General features: G+C 45.3%; 20 protein-coding genes and 1 other RNA gene. 13 read left to right on the forward strand and 8 right to left on the reverse strand.

Annotation, left to right across the window (positions count from 1 at the left end; all coding sequences use genetic code 11):
- Nucleotides 1-26: 26 nt before the first annotated feature.
- Both JSU04_00610 and JSU04_00615 read left to right on the forward strand, forming a co-directional pair.
- On the forward strand, nucleotides 27-821 hold the full coding sequence (locus tag JSU04_00610) for a hypothetical protein (GenBank protein ID MBS1968774.1): 795 nt from the start codon (nucleotides 27-29) through the stop codon (nucleotides 819-821).
- A gap of 107 nt (nucleotides 822-928) precedes the next feature.
- Nucleotides 929-1,450: a CAP domain-containing protein gene (locus JSU04_00615; protein ID MBS1968775.1), complete on the forward strand. Its 522-nt coding sequence runs from the start codon at nucleotides 929-931 to the stop codon at nucleotides 1,448-1,450.
- Here JSU04_00615 and JSU04_00620 read toward each other — a convergent pair whose 3' ends face one another.
- Together JSU04_00620 and JSU04_00625 are read right to left on the reverse strand one after the other, a co-directional pair.
- Complete coding sequence (locus tag JSU04_00620) at nucleotides 1,451-2,407, reverse strand: hypothetical protein (protein ID MBS1968776.1); 957 nt, start codon at nucleotides 2,405-2,407, stop codon at nucleotides 1,451-1,453.
- 41 nt (nucleotides 2,408-2,448) lie between these two features.
- The gene (locus tag JSU04_00625; GenBank protein ID MBS1968777.1) at nucleotides 2,449-3,270 is read right to left on the reverse strand and encodes a class II glutamine amidotransferase; all 822 of its coding nucleotides are present in this window, start codon (nucleotides 3,268-3,270) and stop codon (nucleotides 2,449-2,451) included.
- 44 nt (nucleotides 3,271-3,314) lie between these two features.
- Here JSU04_00625 and JSU04_00630 point away from each other — a divergent pair, with 44 nt between their 5' ends.
- Nucleotides 3,315-3,740, forward strand: coding sequence for a hypothetical protein (locus JSU04_00630; GenBank protein ID MBS1968778.1), 426 nt, complete (start codon nucleotides 3,315-3,317; stop codon nucleotides 3,738-3,740).
- Nucleotides 3,741-3,748: 8 nt separating this feature from the next.
- Here JSU04_00630 and rnpB read toward each other — a convergent pair.
- Nucleotides 3,749-4,144: RNase P RNA component class A (gene rnpB, locus JSU04_00635), an RNA gene on the reverse strand.
- Between the two features lie 113 nt (nucleotides 4,145-4,257).
- Between rnpB and JSU04_00640 the strand changes: the two genes are divergently transcribed.
- Nucleotides 4,258-4,704 (forward strand): fibronectin type III domain-containing protein, encoded by a 447-nt coding sequence (locus tag JSU04_00640; GenBank protein ID MBS1968779.1) that lies wholly within the window; start codon nucleotides 4,258-4,260, stop codon nucleotides 4,702-4,704.
- A gap of 198 nt (nucleotides 4,705-4,902) precedes the next feature.
- On the forward strand, nucleotides 4,903-7,029 hold the full coding sequence (locus JSU04_00645) for a fatty acid cis/trans isomerase (GenBank protein MBS1968780.1): 2,127 nt from the start codon (nucleotides 4,903-4,905) through the stop codon (nucleotides 7,027-7,029).
- Here the strand turns inward: JSU04_00645 and JSU04_00650 are convergent, their stop codons facing one another.
- Nucleotides 7,030-7,785 (reverse strand): TfoX/Sxy family DNA transformation protein, encoded by a 756-nt coding sequence (locus JSU04_00650; GenBank protein ID MBS1968781.1) that lies wholly within the window; start codon nucleotides 7,783-7,785, stop codon nucleotides 7,030-7,032.
- 143 nt (nucleotides 7,786-7,928) lie between these two features.
- Between JSU04_00650 and JSU04_00655 the strand changes: the two genes are divergently transcribed.
- Complete coding sequence (locus JSU04_00655; GenBank protein MBS1968782.1) at nucleotides 7,929-9,320, forward strand: hypothetical protein; 1,392 nt, start codon at nucleotides 7,929-7,931, stop codon at nucleotides 9,318-9,320.
- Here the strand turns inward: JSU04_00655 and aroF are convergent.
- Nucleotides 9,313-10,125: a 3-deoxy-7-phosphoheptulonate synthase gene (gene aroF / locus JSU04_00660; protein ID MBS1968783.1), complete on the reverse strand. Its 813-nt coding sequence runs from the start codon at nucleotides 10,123-10,125 to the stop codon at nucleotides 9,313-9,315. The genes JSU04_00655 and aroF overlap by 8 nt on opposite strands.
- Nucleotides 10,126-10,306: 181 nt before the next feature.
- Here aroF and JSU04_00665 point away from each other — a divergent pair, with 181 nt between their 5' ends.
- From JSU04_00665 to JSU04_00695, 7 genes are all read left to right on the forward strand, one after another.
- Nucleotides 10,307-10,603: a chorismate mutase gene (locus JSU04_00665; GenBank protein ID MBS1968784.1), complete on the forward strand. Its 297-nt coding sequence runs from the start codon at nucleotides 10,307-10,309 to the stop codon at nucleotides 10,601-10,603.
- Between the two features lie 3 nt (nucleotides 10,604-10,606).
- Nucleotides 10,607-12,079 (forward strand): methyltransferase domain-containing protein, encoded by a 1,473-nt coding sequence (locus tag JSU04_00670; GenBank protein ID MBS1968785.1) that lies wholly within the window; start codon nucleotides 10,607-10,609, stop codon nucleotides 12,077-12,079.
- Between the two features lie 98 nt (nucleotides 12,080-12,177).
- Entirely contained in the window at nucleotides 12,178-12,822 is a 645-nt protein-coding gene (locus JSU04_00675; GenBank protein MBS1968786.1) for a hypothetical protein, read from the forward strand.
- Complete coding sequence (locus JSU04_00680; GenBank protein MBS1968787.1) at nucleotides 12,815-13,924, forward strand: hypothetical protein; 1,110 nt, start codon at nucleotides 12,815-12,817, stop codon at nucleotides 13,922-13,924. Before JSU04_00675 ends, JSU04_00680 begins: the two co-directional genes overlap by 8 nt.
- A gap of 3 nt (nucleotides 13,925-13,927) precedes the next feature.
- Nucleotides 13,928-14,968 (forward strand): hypothetical protein, encoded by a 1,041-nt coding sequence (locus tag JSU04_00685; GenBank protein ID MBS1968788.1) that lies wholly within the window; start codon nucleotides 13,928-13,930, stop codon nucleotides 14,966-14,968.
- The gene (locus JSU04_00690) at nucleotides 14,958-15,530 is read left to right on the forward strand and encodes a hypothetical protein (protein MBS1968789.1); all 573 of its coding nucleotides are present in this window, start codon (nucleotides 14,958-14,960) and stop codon (nucleotides 15,528-15,530) included. The genes JSU04_00685 and JSU04_00690 overlap by 11 nt, the downstream gene beginning before the upstream one ends.
- Nucleotides 15,514-15,852 (forward strand): hypothetical protein, encoded by a 339-nt coding sequence (locus JSU04_00695; protein MBS1968790.1) that lies wholly within the window; start codon nucleotides 15,514-15,516, stop codon nucleotides 15,850-15,852. Before JSU04_00690 ends, JSU04_00695 begins: the two co-directional genes overlap by 17 nt.
- Here the strand turns inward: JSU04_00695 and JSU04_00700 are convergent.
- The 3 genes from JSU04_00700 to JSU04_00710 all read right to left on the reverse strand — a co-directional run bounded on the left by JSU04_00700 (nucleotide 15,849) and on the right by JSU04_00710 (nucleotide 18,863).
- Nucleotides 15,849-16,505, reverse strand: a complete 657-nt coding sequence (locus tag JSU04_00700; protein ID MBS1968791.1) for a cupin domain-containing protein — start codon at nucleotides 16,503-16,505, stop codon at nucleotides 15,849-15,851. The two genes, JSU04_00695 and JSU04_00700, sit on opposite strands and share 4 nt — an antisense overlap.
- 82 nt (nucleotides 16,506-16,587) lie before the next feature.
- Complete coding sequence (locus tag JSU04_00705) at nucleotides 16,588-17,553, reverse strand: hypothetical protein (GenBank protein ID MBS1968792.1); 966 nt, start codon at nucleotides 17,551-17,553, stop codon at nucleotides 16,588-16,590.
- Nucleotides 17,550-18,863, reverse strand: a complete 1,314-nt coding sequence (locus JSU04_00710; GenBank protein MBS1968793.1) for a rhodanese-like domain-containing protein — start codon at nucleotides 18,861-18,863, stop codon at nucleotides 17,550-17,552. Before JSU04_00710 ends, JSU04_00705 begins: the two co-directional genes overlap by 4 nt.
- Nucleotides 18,864-18,868 lie beyond the last annotated feature (5 nt).

Below are 18,868 nucleotides of genomic sequence, written 5' to 3' on the forward strand. Positions count from 1 at the left end.
CTTAACAAAGTAACAAGAGGGGAAAAATGCGTTTAGTAGTATCTTTGATCGTTCTATTGTTGGCGACCGTTGCTCAGGCTCAAACTATTGAAAAAGTAAATGGCGATCAGGTCACCGTGACCCTGCAAGGTTCCGAATCCTTGTCGGCAGGCGACAGAGTTTCTTTCCTTAATGACTCTCTTAATACAACTGGCCAAGGCGAAGTGACCCGCGTCTCTGAAGGCGGTCGAAGAGCCACGATCAAAATCACCTCTGGCGATGCAAGACCGGGCATGACTCTCGAAAAAGCCGCTCGCGCAGCGATGCCAGCGCAAAAGTCGATGGATCGCAATGAAGAGGTCGAAATTGTGCCTCGGAATCAGCCGAACTCTCCAAACTCTCGTTACTTTACTGACGACGATCGTCGCGTTCTTAATATCGGCGAAATCAGCAACACAGCCTATATCGCCGGCGGCTTGCTGAGTATTTATCCCGGTTTCGGTATTGGCCATGCGGTTCAAGGACGCTACACTGACAAAGGCTGGATCTTCACCGCCGGTGAACTTGGCTCGATCGGTTTGATGATTGCCGGTGCTGGTGATTGCTGGAATTCCAGCTCGTCTTCGAATGGTCAAACCTGCAATGGTGGTGGCGCCATCGTCTTTGGTGTTTTGGGCTTTGTTGGCTTTCGCGTGTGGGAAATCGTCGATGCCTGGGTTGCTCCCCCGCAAATCAACAATCACTACCGCAGTCTGCGTGCGCAGATGTACCAAAGCTCTCTCCAGCCGGTCTTTGCCCCCACAAAAGACGGTGCTGTGGCGGGTTTCCGGGTGACGTTTTAGCCAAATCTCAAAATGAGACTTCTTTAGAAACTGCAAATCTCTTCTTCACTTGATTCTCAGAGCGAGAACCTCTCGGGGAACCTTGGAAATGCCCCTATACTAAGTGAATGAAGACGTTTGTTGTGCTCGCGATAGTATGGTTTTTGTATTCTCTGACTGCCTGTTCTAGTGGTGACGCCGGCACAACCAACGGCGAACTGCAAATGGGCTCCTCAGCCACTTACGAACTCACTCCAGACTGCCTTGATTATGATATGGACGGCCCATCTTGCGCGGCTTTTAAGGCGACAAATGTTCAACGTATCGCAAACGGCCTACCGGCTTTTAGTTACTGCAAGACTTGCACTGCGATGGCCGAAGAACAGAGCAAAGATATGAATGACCGTGGTTACTTTGATCACAATCGCCCTGATGGCGAAACTTTCGCTCAGCGCGCTGCCCGTTTTGGCCTCAGCAAAGGCGCCGGTGAAAACATCGCGTGGGGAAAGCTCGGTGATGAAGTGGTAGTTCTTTGGATGAACAGCCCTGGCCACCGCGCGAATATCCTCAATCCTAATTTCAAATCCATGGGTGTCGGGACTTACAACCTCTACACCTCTCAAGTGTTCTACGTCGGAACTGATAAATAGTTAGAAAATATTGATCGTCGTATTGAGTCCCACATTCGTACGCTCTGGGCTGAGATGCTCTGGCGCAAACTGGATATTGGGGTAAAGATACACGTCTCTAGTCACCGCAATACCAAGTCCCACCGATTGCGTGTAAAGCTCGCGGAAATAGGTGCTTGGATCGTCATAGCGGTAATGGTCAAAGGTCAGAAAGCGAAAGACCGTACGAAACGAATAACGCTCGTTAAACGCATATTCTGCATAGGGATAAAGAGCGATCGTGTAATCCGAGCGTCCCGATTCGGGATTGGTGAGTGTATCTGTCGGCTGCTTATCATCGTTAAAGAATGTGTAGTTGAAATCAATGTTGCCACCGACTTCCCACTCTGTATCTGTGATCTTGTATAAAGCAGTGTGGTTCACATCGAAGGTTCCCACGTAGTGGGCGTTGGTATACGCCGACTGCGTGATCTGCGTGTAGGAAGTATCGAAAATATTCTGCCAGCCACCGAGCTTCATAGAGCGGGAATATTCTAAGTAAGGATTCGAGATATCGGTCTTGCGGCTGCCATTAGAATTGGTGACCTCTTCCCACGAGTTATGAAACGGAGTCAGAATCAAAACCCCCGTCCCTGCGCGCAAGCTATCATGTGCCGTCAGGCGATAAGCCACTGCAATGGTGCCCGCAATGGACGTGCTGTTGTCTTGCGAAGAGATGCCGGCGTAGTTCGGGCGAATCGGGCCAAAGGGAGTTTCTAAATTGCCACCGTTATAGTTGATGTCTGCTTTGATCGACCATTCTGATTTCGATCCGGACTCCGCCCGCAATTTTGCGTTGGTGATTTCTGCATCGATGTCTCGTAAATCTGTTGCTTGAGCCACTTTCGTCGGTTTTGGCTTATTGTCCGGCACGCTGGCATCTTGAGCGCGGGCACTAACGGCTGAAAAAACAATGAGAGCAAATATGTAAAGTCTCATAGGGCCCCATCATAGGATTCCCTACCGTTATTAATGTGAAGTTAAGGTACGCATTTCGTAGCAACTCTATGGCCTATAACAGTTTTGCGATGTCCTTGCGGTCCACCTTCTTGAAAGAGCCACAATGTTCCCGGCTCAAGGTGAACCCACGCTTCGTTATCCGTCAGCGGAGCGGTCGCAATAATCACCACTTGGTCGTTAGAAGAAGTTACCGAGTTAAAATCCACTTTGACGTCGCGATCTTTAAGGTGCGCCGTCGGGAATGGAGCTTTGCGAATAATATAAGAAAGCTTATTCGCCATCGAGCAATGAGCAAAAAGCTGATCGCCATTCGAGAAAAGAAAATTAAACTCGCCGTGCTGACCGATTTCCTTGGTAAGTTCCGCGAGAGTTTCAAAGAGAACTTCTGTCGCTGGCATTGTACCGCCATGGCGGTGGTGGAACTCCTGCATGATCCAGCAGAACGCGCGCTCACTATCTGTATTACCCACCGGAGTAAACCGACCATCGAGTTTCGGTTTGAAATCCGGCACATTTCCATTGTGGGCAAAAATCCAATAACGCCCCCAAAGCTCGCGCATGAAAGGATGAGTGTTTTCTAAACTCACCGCCCCCTGTGTGGCCTTGCGAATATGAGCAATGACATTCTTTGAATGAATCGGATACGCCTTGATGAACTCGGCTACCGGAGAATGAATCGATGCTTTCGAATCCAAAAACTGTCGAACGGCTTTGCCTTCGAAGAAGGCGATTCCCCACCCATCTTTATGATCGTCAGTGAGACCACCGCGCGCTTGAAAACCGGTGAACGAAAAACAAATATCTGTTGGCACATTGCAATTCATTGCAAGAAGTTGGCACATATCGATATTCTAGCAGGAGAAATCCGCAAAATGAAAGGGGCGTCATGACTGCTAAATCACTTCTGCGTGTGGCCGCGATTTCATTACTGATTATTGTCTGTGGGCACTCGACCACACTCATTCCCCGCGAGCCTCGCGACCTCACCGAGACCTTGGTTTTAAAAGGCATGAAAACATACGAGATGAATCTGTTTGGCTCAATGCGGACTTACTGGGACTTCCATCAAGGCATGAGTATTATCATGACCTTGCAGATGATGGTGGCTGTGGCGATGTTGTGGATTTTAGCAAAGGAGTCAGAACAGCATCCACGTTTGGTCCTACCAATGGCCATTGTGCTGTTTTTAGGAGCCGTGCCTTTTGCGGTTCTCTGTTGGACGTACTTCTTTTTCTTGCCGGGGACGTTTGCCACGATTGGCGCGATTGCCATGGGCTTAGCCATTCCAAAGTTGGCGGCCGCCCAGAAATAATGAGGTGGGAACGTGGTTTTGCTGTAAGCCGGATTCTGTCCCAGTCACCAGGTCCCATAAGTTTCCCGATAACCTTGGATGATCATTCCTCTAGGAGGGCCATTACTGTCCCCCTCAAGCGATCTTACCCGAAAGCTACCCACGGGTCGTGGTACTAGTGCTTTCCTATTTGATCTTGCTCCGCGCAGAGTTTGGCTGTTTTCACTCCAGCGGCTCCCCGAAGCCTCCCGTTCCCGGTCTCCGGCTCAATGCCCTGGACATTCTCTCTGTTCCACTGTTCCTTGCATTACTGCAGAGGGGCGTTACCCCTTGCGCTACCCTTTGGAGTCCGGACTTTCCTCCCCCTCAGAACCTCCGGTTTTAACACCTTTGGCCCCTTTGGCGGCGATCATCCGCAAAACCGCAGTTCTTCTAACACTCTAGGCCATAAACTGTAAACCCCCAAACGCTGTTTTGAGTTCACAGAGGGCGATTTTTCTACTATTTTGGCCTTTCCAGCTAAATAAGGATGCTACATATGAAAATTTTAGTTTCAGTTCTCGTTTTCGTGACCGCTTTGACCATGGGTGTGAGTGCCTTGGCAGAAATGAATAAAGAAGGTGCCATCAATATGGACGGCCTTTTCCCACCTCCTAAAAGCGATTTGAGCCAAAGCGAGCGTCCCGAGAAGCCAGAATTAGTAGCTCCAGCATTTTTCGCGAAAATCGGCGATTCTTCAGTAAAATTGGAGTGGAAAGCCTCTCCGAATGCTGAAGCTTATCACGTTCAAGTAGCCACAGATCCTAACTTCAAATGGTTGGTGAAAGAAGAGGAGATGTTCAAAGCCACTTCTTTGGAAGTCACAGGCCTTGAAGGTGGCAAACACTACTTCTGGCGTGTTTCTGCAGAAAGACCTAGCAACAAAGCTGGCCATACACATGGCTCTTTCGCGTCTTCTATGTTCGCAACTAGCGCAAACAAGTAATCTTACGTAACATGGTTGTTCCACTTCAAAGGAGCAACCATGCTTTGGATCCTTCAGATCCTTTTCGCTTTTCAGTTTCAAGCTTCTAGCTACGCTGCTGATATCCCGGCAGATCTCTACACTGAAAAAATTCAACCGATCTTTAGTAACCGCTGCGTTGCTTGTCATAGTTGCATGAATGCTCCTTGCCAGCTGAACTTGCAAAACTATGAAGGCTTCTTGCGTGGGGCAAATAAGCTCAATGTCTACAATGGCACCCGAATTGATGCTGTCGCTCCCACTCGCCTGTGGATTGATGCTCACTCTGTCGAGGGCTGGCAAATGCGCGGCTTCTATACCGTGAATAATTCCGTAGATCCCGAGACCAATATTTTCTTTCGAACGATCGCCGCTAAAAATAATGAAAAATCGGTGCCGACGAAGATCGTTTCCGAAAGCCAGTACTGTGCTGCGAACCCAAAAGAGCAAAATGTCGGAATGCCTTATGCACTTCCAGCTCTCGAGAAAGATCAGGCGGAGACACTGGCAGCTTGGGTGAAAAAGGGGGCCCCGGGCCCAACAACTGAGACTTTGAAACTGCAAGCAGGTTTAACAAAAGAAACCCATAAGCAAATCAAAGAGTGGGAAAATTTCTTTAATCAGGGCGATAATCGCCATAAAGTCGTCAGCCGCTATTTGTATGAACACCTTTTCTTAGCACACTTGTATTTTCCCGAAGAGCCGCAGACATTCTTCCGGTTAGTCCGTTCAAGCACCGCGTGTTCAAAAGAAGTCTCTGAAATCGCTACACGCCGGCCCAACGATAATCCCGGAGTCGAAAAGTTCTACTATTGCTTCAACAAGCTTCCAGGGGCCGTCGTTTCTAAAACGCATATCCCTTATGAGGTCAGTCCAACAAAATTGAAACGACTCGAAGAGCTTTTCTTCAGCGGGGACTGGAAGGTGACCCGCCTTCCCACCTATAATTATCAAGAAGCAGAAAACCCATTCTGGGCTTTTTCAGAAATTCCCGTGAAGGCACGCTATCAGTTCTTACTCGACGATGCTCAATACCAAGTTAGTACTTTTATCAAGGGCCCGGTTTGCAATGGCAGTGCTGCTGTAAATTCGATTCAAGAACAATTCTATGTGCTATTTATTAATCCTGAGTCCGAGTTAATGGTGAAGGCCCCTGGATTTCAGGACCAAGCTCAAAATATGCTAATTTTGCCGGGGGTTTGGGGCAGCGATATTAAGCTCGATAGCGCACCTGAGTTTTTAGGCAAACTCGTTGAGAACCGTGAAGAGTACCGCAACCTGCGCGCGAAATGGAAAAGACAACTTTTTCCTCAGGGTTATGCCCTGAAAGATGTGTGGGACGGCGAAGGCCATAATAAAAATGCTATCTTGACGGTGCTTCGTCATGACGACAATGCTGTTGTCATGAAAGGTGCTGTTGGCGATCTTTCCAAGACAATCTTTTTCTTGGATTATCCATTGTTTGAGCGCCTGGTGTACAACCTTGTTGTGAACTTCGATGTCTTCGGCAACGTCGGCCATCAACTCCTGACTCGCGTCTACATGGATATGATCCGCATGGAGGCGGAAGAGATTTATTTGTCGTTTATTCCTCCGAGTGAGCGGATCCCGGTTCGCAAAGCGTGGTATCAAGGACTCGCAACAGAACTCAAGATGAAATACTTTTTTCCTGTAACGAATCTCGAACTGCCAACAGGGATTTCCTATGAAAACCCGAAGCATGCAAAAAAGGAATTTATCGAGAAAGTGCTCTTTACACGTATGGATGAAAAGGTTCGCGGCGCCATGGATCCGATTAATTGGAAAACCTTGCATGCGCCAAAGGATATTCTTGTGGGTTTAAGCGAAACCGAAAAGCAGCTTCGCACGATAGCTTCTGTAAAAGCCACGGACAAAACTCCATTTTCTAGATTTTTCCCAGAAATCGCCATGCTGGTTATAAAAGAAAAAAACGGCGCCTCTAAAGTCTATAGCCTGATGCACAATCGCGAACATCAGAATATTTCATGGATCTTGGCGGAATCGCTGAGATTGGCTCCGAAGGAAGATACTTTGACTATCCGTGAAGGCTTCTGGGGTTCTTATCCCAATATGTTCTTCTCCGTGACTGAAGATCAAATCGGTAAATTTACTTCTCAAGTCCTTAAGATCAAGTCCGAGAAAGAATACAAAAAACTCGTTAAAGACTTTGGAGTTTCGCGTATGCAAGCGAATTTCTGGAACATCTATGACGAGGCCAATGCTCGATTTAAAAAAGAGGCGCCAACACAATTTGGCTACTTGGATTTAACCCGCTACGAAATGTAATTACTTTTTCTTCGGCCGAGGCAAGGATCGGCAAAAGTTTCTTGCCTCTTCTTTTTCCTGCTCGGTGATGGCGTTCCAGTCTTTATTTGTGAGCGCACCAATAATCGCGTAAGCAAACATCGAGTGTCTGTTCCGAGGATCTGCTTTCACCAGCTTCACCATCGTCTTTTTCCAGCCGAGCTTTTGGAATTGGGAAACGGTCTTGATGCCGGCTATGCGAAATGTTTCCTCTGTCTTCGGACCTAGATTCTTGAGATCAGAAATCTTCTTAGCTTTCTTAAACACATCTTCCGCAGGTGCATCTGAGAACATTCTCGGTGTCCGTGTGTCGATGTTGTCGTAGTCTTCTTCTTTTTGCGCTCGCTTCTTTTTTGAGGACTTTGGTTTCGGAATACTACCCCAATAGCCTGTCGGCTTCACCGCTTGAGCCATCACTTCCGTGACAAGGTCTTCGAAGTTTTCAGTTTCCAACGGCAGGTAAAGCCATTTCGGCAAAATCGGATGTGGAGTCAAAAATGGAAAGCGTGCGAGGGCCTGTTCCTGAAACTCGTGATCCACCGGAAACATGCAACCATTCCATATTTCAAATGGATATTTTTTGCGTTTATACGTGCGGTTGCCTGTGCTCTCAAAAGTTGCAAGCACCATCTTGTCGCCGATGTAATAAGCAAAGCCACCGAACATTGCTTTTCGGCGATACTCGTACTCCGGGAGGAGGTCTTCGATCCATTTGAGTTCTTGCGGTTCTTTGGCCATGGCTCCTTATAGCTCGGCTCTCTGCGGGCCGTCTAGAAATTGATACGTTCGTTGCAAAGTCGTCACAAATTATATCAGGACCTTAGTGCCCCTCTCGACGGTGGTTTACTTGTGGTCCCATATAAAATGAACAAAAATGGATTATGGGTTTTAAAATGATTTCTCCCGCGCAATTAGAAATTCTGTTGCGGCGGTTTGAAATTCGTCTATCGCAATACTGTGCTGCCCGATTTAAGTGGCTCACTCCTCTGGCGGCGGCGCTTCTGGTTCTCTTGGCATTTTGGATTAAGTCACTCATTGAAGTGGACCCAAAGGGTTTACAAAACTCCGGCATGTTCTCGTTTATCCGCCATGCCCGCTATGTCATGCCTTTTCTTCTGGCGGGTGCTGGTATCTCCATTTTCTTCCATCGCAAAAGTCGGGCTTATTATACGACGGCCGTCACAGTGGTCGCATGGGCATTTAATTGCTACATGCTTTTTCTTGGCAAAGTGCCCATGGATGTTTTTATCTGCATCCTTTTTTCTTTGCCGGTAAATTGCATCTTTACTTACTATTTGGGTATGAACCGCCGTGAAGGCAAACCTCGCGTGAAGCTCTCAATAGGAATGATCGCATACTTTGCTTTGACATGGATTTACGTCAGTACACGACTCTACTCCCAGGATGACTACGGCCAGCTGCTCTTGTTTTGGAATTTCAAACTTCAGTACATGATTCTTGTCGCGGTTCAGTTGGCCTACGCTTTTTCTCCTCGGCCGGTGGATCCATTTCTTGCTTATAATCCGGTGACGGCAGCTCATAGTATTTTATGGCCCGTGACGACTTTGCTAGCAAGGCGAAACCGCGCCGCGATTTCACGCTTCTGGTGGAGTGGATTTTGGGGCGTGCTCCTAGGGTACGTGATAATTTATCTGCGCATTCAATTGGATAAATCAGATTTAGATGTCTCTAAGAATCTCTTTATTCGCTCGACCTCGCGCTATTTTTTGCTGATCCTCTCTGACGTTGGTGTTTTCAATCTCGTGACGGGTGTTGCAAGACTTTACGGTTACAGGGTCCGTGATGCGACGAACTTTTCTTGGCTGGCTCGGACTCCGGCAGAGTACTGGCGCCGCGGCAGCGTTTACCACTACGAATTTATTAATAGATATCTTTATCTTCGCTTGTGGAAACGTATCCGCATCCGCTTTGTCGTCGCCTTCGTTTGCTTCTTTTTCTTTTATGTAATGAAAAATGGCGCTCTGGATGTAGGGATTATGTTCCTGAATTGGATGGGTGCTGATATCCATGGTGAGTTCTATCGTAACCCCGACACCCGCTATTCGGTGATTTTATTCTTGCTGCATTTTCTTTTGTTATATACGACTCAACGATACTGGTTTTTTGAGTGGTCACATCAAAAGAAAGTTTGGCAATCGTGGGCTTCAGTTCTAGCAACCTATGCCCTGCAAATATCGGCGATTGCTCTTGCCGTTTTGCTGAACACTTATGGTCATCGTTGGTTGATGCATCTTTGGAAAATGCTTACTTAATTTTGGTCAGTGGGCGATCTAAAGCTTTGGTGACTTTTTTTACTTTAGACATCATGTTTTTGAAATCATCAAAAGTCAGTGCTTGAGGTCCGTCAGAAAGGGCTTCCGCAGGACAAGGATGTACTTCCACGATAATACCGTCAGCGCCCGATGCGGCCGAGGCAATTGCAAGATCTGGAACGAGCGCACGAATACCGACGGCATGCGATGGATCGACAATGACCGGAAACGATGTATTCTTTTTGACGTAAACCACGGCATTTAAATCGAGAGTGTTACGAGTCGCTGTTTCAAACGTTCGAATTCCGCGCTCGCAGAGAATGACGTTTTCATTGCCACCGTTTGTGATGTACTCGGCTGCTTTAATCCATTCATCGATCAGAGCGGCAAAGCCACGCTTTAAAAGCACCGGTTTCTTCTGCTTACCCAGCTCTTTTAAGAGCGAGTAGTTAAACATATTACGAGCGCCAACTTGAAACATATCGACGAAATCATAGACCTCTTCGATTTGCTCCGTGTCGGTAATCTCCGAAACAAGACCCATGTTCGTTTCTTTTAAGACTTCACGAACAAAATCAAATGAGCTTTCGCCCAAGCCTTGAAAGGTCTTCGAAGAAGTGCGCATCTTCCAAATACCCCCGCGGAGCAAGCACGCCCCATTGGTTTTCACTGTCTGGGCTGTATCTAGAAACTGTTTTTTACTCTCGATGGAACACGGGCCTGCAATGACCGAGAAGCTTTCTCCGCCGACTTCCACGGCTCCATAAGCTGTTTTGATTGTCACAACACGTGTTGAGGGGTTCATATAATTAAGTATCGGTAAATATTAGCGTTGCCTCAAGCACTCTCTCACTGAAACAAACAAAGTTGATGTTGCCGGGTACTTTCCGAATTGTGGAAGCTCGCACTAGGTCTAGCGCCCTCTCATTTTTGCACTGGTTATTCACGCGGAGGAGTATAATAATTATTAAACAATAGAGGGGATTATGAGCAAAAACGATGCTGCACTGGCCTTACAAGAACTGAGAAATCAGATCGACCAGATAGACAATCAAATTGCCGAAGCCCTGAATAAACGTGCTGCCATCGTCGAAGAAGTTTGGACGTTGAAACAACAAAACCAATTCCCCTTCATTGACCAAGGCAGAGAAAATGCCATCTTCGCTCGAGTTCGCTCGCTCGCTAAAGAGCCTCTGATGGCGGATTCGATGCAAAACATCTTCCAATGCATTCTCAACGAAGTCCGACCAAGAATTAAGAGCGCAAAAGCAAAATCAGGATAAAAAGTGGCCGCTAAAAACGTAAAGAAAAAAACACCCTTCGAAGTTGAACCTGGCTTCTACTTAGAAGACAACCGCAATCAGCGCGCTGTCGTCCCCGTCACAAAAGAAACTCTTGAAGCAAAGCACGCAGCCATCATGCCTGAATGGCTTGTCGAAGGAAAAAGTGTGCTCGACTTAGGATGCTGCCTGGCGGCGACAGGGCATTGGTGTCTTTCTTACGGCGCTAAAAAGTACACCGGTGTGGAACTTCAGCCTGAGTATGCTAAGAAAGCCAAAGAACTTCTTGGTAAGCATTGGTCGAAGGATCAGTTTGAAATCGTCCAATCTGAAATCTCTGATTTTCTCGCTGAAGTCAAAAAAGGTGAATACGACATCGTAATGATGGCCGGTGTTCTTTATGTCTTTCTCGATTATTTTTCGGTTCTTGAGAAAATGACATACGCCTCGAAAGAATGGGTTTTGCTTGAATCCATTATGCCACAAAAGAATTTAGATCCTGAAACTCCTTACGTTGAATTCGTGAGCAAACAAACAATCACTTTACCGAACGGCCAAGAACGTGCCCGAGGTATCGGCAGTCGTGTTAGCCCCGGCGGTCTAAAGATGGTGATGGAGCACTTTGGTTTTACAAGCCAAGAAGGTGTTATTACTCCGGCGGCAGTAAAAGGAACTCACGACGCTTTCAATGAAGTGATTCCCGGCTGGAAATCTCCGGTTCGTTTCATGATGCGCTTTCAAAAAGGCGGCGCTAAAGTCGCCGACCTCGCTGAAGAACTTAAAACTGGCAAGTTCAAGCAGCCGAAAGCTGGATTTGACGAGTATAAACCAGGTACGAAATTGAAGGCCGGCTCTTGGCAGTTTAACGATAAGGTAGCGGATGAGTTTGAGAATATCGCTCTGACTTCGATCCCACGCTATAAAGAAGTCATCGGCATGTGCGTCGAGATTGCGACCAAGGCTTATCCGGATAAGAAATGCCGCATTCTTGATGTGGGTTCTGCTATTGGAAAAACCATGGATGAATTCCATAAGAGCGGTTTCACAGATGTTTGGGGTGTTGAAAAGTCCGAGGCCATGATCAAGGGATCTAAATATAGCGATCATGTTATTCACTCTGACACTTTCCCTCGTGGACAAAAGCCATTCCACATTGTTTGCGCGAATTGGACTCTTCATTTCGTCAAAGAGCGTAAGGCCTATTTGGAAGATATCTACAATGGTCTTGAGAAAGAGGGCTTCCTCATTCTGTCTGATAAAACTCAGGGAAATCCGTTCCTTCTCGATCTGTATCATGATTTTAAGCGCCGGAATGGTTTGACCGAACAGCAGATTGCAGACAAAGCGGAATCTATCAAAGGTGTCCTCGAGCCTTATCCTTTGAATTGGTATTTGACCGAGTTGAAAAACATCGGTTTTAGCGAAGTTCACGTGATCAATGCTTACTATCACTTCACGACCTTTTTGGCGCGTAAGTAGTTTTATATTGATCGCTAAATTTGTTTTTGAGACAGTTTATATCTATGGAAGAAGCTGAGGTTAGAGTCTCACGTAGAAGTCTTTGTATCTTGTGGCATTTGAAATCAAAAAGAATTCTCTGCGTAACTCAATACACTAGTACCGCTCAAGCACTGATGTCTTCAGAAATGGAGATGGGTTTTAATATTATCTCCGGAGCAAAACCTATTCTTCACTCCAAAGATACAGTGGGATATTTGAGAAGTATTCCGCCGGAAGAGCTGCCGAACTATCTTTTTCATCGTCAATCCGGAGCTGTCGTAAAAATTAAAAATCCAAAACCCATAACGGAAAAGCAGAAAAACACCTGCATTCTGCTTGCAGGGCGCGCTCGTTATCTCCGCCGCGTAACTCGTGTGGTTAGTCAGGCTCGTAAGCGCGTGGCACCTTCAGAACTCTATGGGGAGCTCGTTGACTATATTCGCCGCGAACAAGCGTTGAAGTTTCGCGCATCTGGATACAATGAGGATCTCATTCAAGAATGTCTCTTTGTGTTTCAGTATGCTCAAGTGAAAAAGATCACTCCTCGGGCTGCGGCTGATGAGGTTATCTTCCGCTTTAGTTTATTTCAAGCTGACTTGTGGAAAACGGAAGAGGTGAAGCTGAAGTATTACGACCTCTTTGCCAATGCCGCAAATTTAGAAGACCTTCATGATATTTTTCAAGATTTCATCAGGGAGTATTATTTAAATTCCCATGTCTAAGAATATCTTTATCTATAATCCCATGCTCATTACTAAGAAAAAGTTGCAGGATCTGCCGGGGATCCGGGCTTTCCGGCAGGCGTTTAATCTCTTTAATGAGAACGTCGTCTTGATTGATCGCACTCACACCATTCAAGTGCCGGTAAATGTCGCGGTCCACGCCCCTATTCCAGAGTTTCGTAAGATTGATAAATCTTACGAGCAAATTTGTGATGAACGCGCACAAGAGCTTCTTCGCCGTTCTGACGAGCATGATCTGCCGATTAATGTTTTCTATTCCGGTGGCATTGATTCAACACTTGTGATGGTTTCTCTTTTAAAAAATGCGACGGAAGAACAGAAAAATCGTATCTGTGCTTTTATGTCCCAAGAATCAATTAACGAGAACCCAGCCTTCTACCGCGATCATCTCCGTGGCAAAGTAAAACTCGAAGCTGCTGCAGTTTATCCTTACGCACTCTCTAAACGAGCTCTCTTTGTTGGCGGCGAGTACAATGATCAAATCTTTGGTTCAGCCCTATTTAAAGACTTCCTAGATGTGCATGGCGAAGAAGCCCTTGCGAAGAAATATAGTCGCAATCAAATGGCACAGATGTTTGGCAGAAAGTGGCATAATGATGCCGTGATCTCTTGGTACATGGATCTTTTTGAAAAGGTTCGTGCTGCGGCTCCGTGCCCGGTTGAATCCAACGCGGATTTCTTATGGTGGATTAATTTTTCTTTGAAGTGGCAATCGGTCTATTTCCGAATGCTGACCTACGCTTCAGATTTTGTTGTTCACAATATTGACCGTGATTTCATCGATAACTATTTCTTTCACTTCTATGGCACCGATGATTTCCAGCTCTGGTCCATGGGAAATCCTGACAAGCGCGTTGTCACCAAATGGGAATCTTATAAGCAAGAAGCGAAAGATGTGATTTATCGCTTCAATAAAGATTCAGACTATCGTGATTTTAAAACCAAGAACGGTTCGCTTGCTTGGGTCATTATGCATCAGATTCAAAAGAACTTTATTGATGATCAGATGCATATGTATATGACTCTGCCGCGCACAGATTGGTTTAATCCTAATAATAGCTTTAAGGACGCTCCATTCTAAAATATGGAAAAACTCTTAAATCTAAGCTTTAAAACTGGCCGAAGTCTTAAGAGTATAATCTCTCAAGAGGATCTTTTATTCGATCCCTTTGATAAAGCGATCAGCCGCCTTAAGTACAAGCCAGATTTTTTTAACTACGATCTTCAATCGGAAACAGTGGCTAGTATTCAAGAGATTGGTAAAGCAAAGACGTGGGAAGAATGCTGTGCCGAAAGAGCTTTGAATCTGTTGAAACTTGATTATGAAAACTATTGGTTCGCCTACAGCGGCGGCATCGATAGCACCGGAATGCTCACTTCGATTCTGAAATTCTGGCCGGCAAAAGAACTTTCTCGCGTGTCCGTTGTGCTCACTCACCACTCTGTCGAAGAAAATCCGTTCTTCTTTGATAAGTATGTTGTGAAGTTCAATCTTATTAATACTCTTCGCCCGCTTTCGAAAATGCTGCTCAAGGGTCATACCCTGATGGTGACGGGTGAACTGGGCGATCAACTCTTTGGCTCGGACATTCTGGGTGCCGGTAGTCGCCAGTATGGGGATGAAGTTCTTTTTAAAAACTATAAAGACGTGGCTCCACAGATCATCGAAGCATACATCGGCACCAAGGGACCTGGAAAAAGTATTTTTGAGCACTTTCATCCGATTGTTGAGGAATCTCCTTTTCCGATTAAAACGGCCCACGACTTTTTCTGGTGGCTGAACTTCTCGCAGAAATGGCAGCACGTGAAATTTCGTTTTATCGAGAGCACGAGTTGGGACTTGAAGGCTAAATATGGCAGTCATATCCAGCACTTCTACGATAGCCCGAGCTTCCAGAACTGGAGCTTACAGAATCATGATCTGAAAATCCGCAATACTTGGCAGTCTTATAAATTCACGGCGAAAGAATACATCGCAGATTTTTCGAAAGACCCGGGCCAGTTGAATCTAACGAAGATTCAAAGCCTGGAGAAAACCTATGTCATTGATGAAAAACGTATTGGCGTAGATTCAAACTACAAACCGATTCAAACTTTTGAGGAGCTCAAGCACTATGTCAGATAGAGTGAAGCTCTTCATTTATACAGATGCTAAAACCCACCGCGTGCTCTTTACGAAGCGAAGTACGAAGTTTAACTTCTTGGTAGGCATCCAGGGCGTTTATGTGCATATACTTAGTTCCCGGCTTGAGCTGCCCGAAATTAAACCGTTAACTCAGACTTATCAGCCGAAAGCGGGGCTTAAAAAGGCCTCCTCGAAACTGAGTAAGCCAGAGCAAGAACGTCTTGGTGTTTTGCGCAGAAAGGTCGAGATCGTTATCTTAGTGCTGACGAGCCTCTATATTATGCGTGATGAGATTAAGGCAAGCTTCACGAAAAGTGTTTTGGAGAACACTCCGATAAGTTCAGGCAGCTTCAAAAAGTACTGGCTCTTTGTAGCCGAGGAAAAGAAGCTATTATTTGCGCGGCTTCAAAAGTTCAGAAAAAATTTTTCTACGGCGGTCAATGCTGCAGAAACCCTCGACCAGGTGGATGCTCTTTATGAGCATATGCGTTTTAATGTAAATCTTGGGGTTTACTCGGTGATGAATAGAGAGAGAAAGGGCCTCCATGGCACAAAAAGTTAACATTGAGCTCTTAAAGAAGGCCATATTGGAAGTAAACCCGCGTGTGCGTACGATGAACTTCACCGCACAAACGGACCTCTTTGAAGAGGGAATTCTCGATTCATATTCGGTGATTCAGCTGGTGAATACCTTTGAGGAACGATTTGGCATCGTCTTCGACTATGGAGACCTAAAGGCGGCCTATTTTAGAAACCTCATGAGCCTGATGGGCATCCTTACGACAAAGTATAAAGTCGAAGAGGGCAAGAATCTGCCCGGCACCGGAAAGAAGAAGGCGGCCAAAAATGCGGGCGCCGCCAAGAAAGCAAAAAAGAAAACCTAAAATTTAGTGAACGTTCGATTCAACATCGGATGAGAATCATCTGTCGGCCCGGTATCTGAATCCGGATGGAAGGCGATGATTTTCAATTTGCTGTCGAAAGAATTGAACGAGTGAACCAAACCTTCTGGCAAATAGAAGGCCATGCCTGGCTTCAGAGGAAGTTTCTGATTCGGCATCACGCACTCCCCTTCACCTTCAAAGACGACCCCGAGACGAATCGTCGGATGAATGTGCGGCGTTTGAATCACTTTTGGTGGGAACACTAAAAGATTGAAAACCGGATCCCCCATACGTGGCGGCGGAATAATGATCGTCGTATTCGAGTTATCGATATAGCAGAGACGGCCGCTATCTTCGACGGGGCCACCGACATGGAGAAGCCCGCGATATCCGACGCGCTCGATGACGATGATTTCACCGTCGCCTTTGATGTGGAGTGGACCCGGCGCAGAGAAGTACATGCCGCCCTGAAGAGTGACGTAGTGTTGGCCTTGGCGCTGGAGTTCATATTTTCCATTGAGAACGAACCCAAAGTAGGTGCTTGTCGGGAGCGAAAAATTCTCATCACAACGCCCGAAGCCTTTTAAGACACTCGGATACATAGTGGCAGACGCATCTAAAACACATCCTTCTTTAACCATCTTGTAAATCATAGTCGCTCCCCTACTATCTAAAAAACTATCTCGCTAAAATCCGCTGCAGTCATTGCCCAACGCTCATAAGCAGACTAAGGACCTAGATTGGTTTAGCTCTTTTTGCCTTTTTAGGCGCATTTTTTGACTTCTGCGCCTCTATTTTAAGCTTTTCTTCATTCTCTTTTTTATTTTTTTCCATAACCAAATAGCTCGAAATCATCGGCTTAATAATTTGAAAGCTTTTATTGATCCCAGACGAGTTCAATATGTTGCGAGATCCACTTACAAGATTATCTGAACGCAAAAGTTGAAAAAACTCAGCGGGAAGCAGTTGGTAATTTAAACCAGAATAAGACAAGTAATCTTTAATCTTTTCTTTACCAACATTCGCCCCTTGGAAGAACATTTGTGCTAGAGAAGAATTTAAAGCATTATCCGAAAATATCTCGCGGCTATATTTAGTTCTTTCCGGAGAGATAAGAAAAATAATTTTTTCCTTATCCTTTAACAAAAATTTTAAGACTTGATACGGAGTAAAACTTATATCTAGATAGAACTCTGTTTCGTCAGAAGAAGAGTCTTCATTCTTCCAGTGTTTATTCAAACGATTCTGAATAAATATGGCTCTTTTTATCGGCATTATAAAAGAGAAATTAGGCAAAAGTGTTCTAGACCAACCCGGTTGATATTTCAAAATTTCATCTTCAGAGAAAAAATCTCGAGTCAGCGCTTTATTAGGTAGGTTTTTGCTTAGCAAAATCTCCTCAAAATCCTTAGCAAGAAGCCGCGATGACTCAATATAAAAAATATAATCCGGCTGTGCGGTCTTTAGCTCTTCTTGAAGAGAATAGTACTGACTGAGAGCAAATCCTTTTCCAGTTTTTATTTCAACTTTTACCGGCTCTGCAAGAGAGTTCTGTAAATAGGACTCTAAATTTTCAATTCCAGCTTTTAGCTCGGGGCTCTCTGTGCTCCAAATTTCAGGCGCAACAATCCATACCAATGATTGATGATCTGCATGAGCCTGAAAACAAAGAAAAATTATCGAAAAGAATATGTATTTCAATATAGCTCCCCAGATTTGACCGCGCGATTTAACTTATACAGCTCAGGGTGAAATAAGACCTTCTGTGCCCAATCTTTCATGCCCATACGATACCAGTAAATATTCTTATACCCTTTCGATTTTAAGTAAATAGCTGCCTTCAGAGGGCGCCAGTCGTATTCATTCTCGCCAACAAGGATGATATTCTTATTTGCACCAATCTGAATCTTTCCCTTATAACCTTCTTTATGCGAAACAAGGCCTTCGGCAGTTATAGAAGATCGGTACAATGGCATTGATAAAGCATTTCTTTTCTCTGGAAAACCCATTGGCTTGGCACCAACTAAAGAAAATCTCTTCTCAGAACGAACATCTATCACCTCATTGTGCTTTTTATCTTGTATCATTTCCCGAACTTGGGAGGCCTCGAGAATCGGGGCCACTGGAGGCTTTTCAGGAGTTAAACATGGTTGTGCCTTTTTACCATACTCAGACATTCCCCCCGGAAACCAAGAAATATTCTTATAACCCATTGACGTTAAGAGAGTAATAGTGTTGTAGGCGGAGTACTCTCCAGGGCATCCTGAAATAATACTTATTGGCTCACTTTTATTCTTTGGTAGAGTATTTTTACTAAATCTGATTTTGAGCTTAGACATTTCCTCAGGAGATAAAATCTCAGATGCTATTCTCGTGTAGTCTATATACTCAAGAACATTCGCATACTTTAGGGGACCTTTCTTTTTCAATGCCGCAGGTCTAATATCGTAAGCATGATTATTTTTTACTTCGTCGACGAACTGCTTTTTCTTCAATGACTTCGCCGCGGGGTGAAACCTCGGACTACCACCCGTTTTCAAGCTGTCAGTTAATTTATCCGCCAAAACTGTGACTGCGATTATTGGTACTGAGTCTATTTCAGAAGCTTTCTTTCCAGTAAAATCTACCACTCGTTTCCTGAAATTGTTCATTTCCTTTTCAGTTGTCTTCGTTACTTCTCTTTTTTTATATTCAGAAAAATTGATATTTTCGACTTTTTGAACTTTAACCGTTCCTCGTGGAGCACGCCAGTAGACAAATCCATCACCATTCTTTGTTTCAAATAAGTTTATTTTTTGATTAGGTAAAAAGCATTTTTCTGTATCTACAAAATAGAGGGTCTCAGGCTTATTTTGAACGACCTTCCAAAATTTCACACTATTCATGTGAATACTCTTTTCAGCATTAGCAGCCGTACACTTCGACGGCGCCGCAGCACTCTTTTTATCAGCGGCGATAGCAAAGTTAAGAGAGGATGCAGTCACCATCATTATGGCGAAGATATACCGCATAAAAT

This window comes from Bdellovibrionales bacterium (assembly GCA_018266295.1).
In the GTDB taxonomy this organism is placed as follows: domain Bacteria; phylum Bdellovibrionota; class Bdellovibrionia; order Bdellovibrionales; family Bdellovibrionaceae; genus JACMRP01.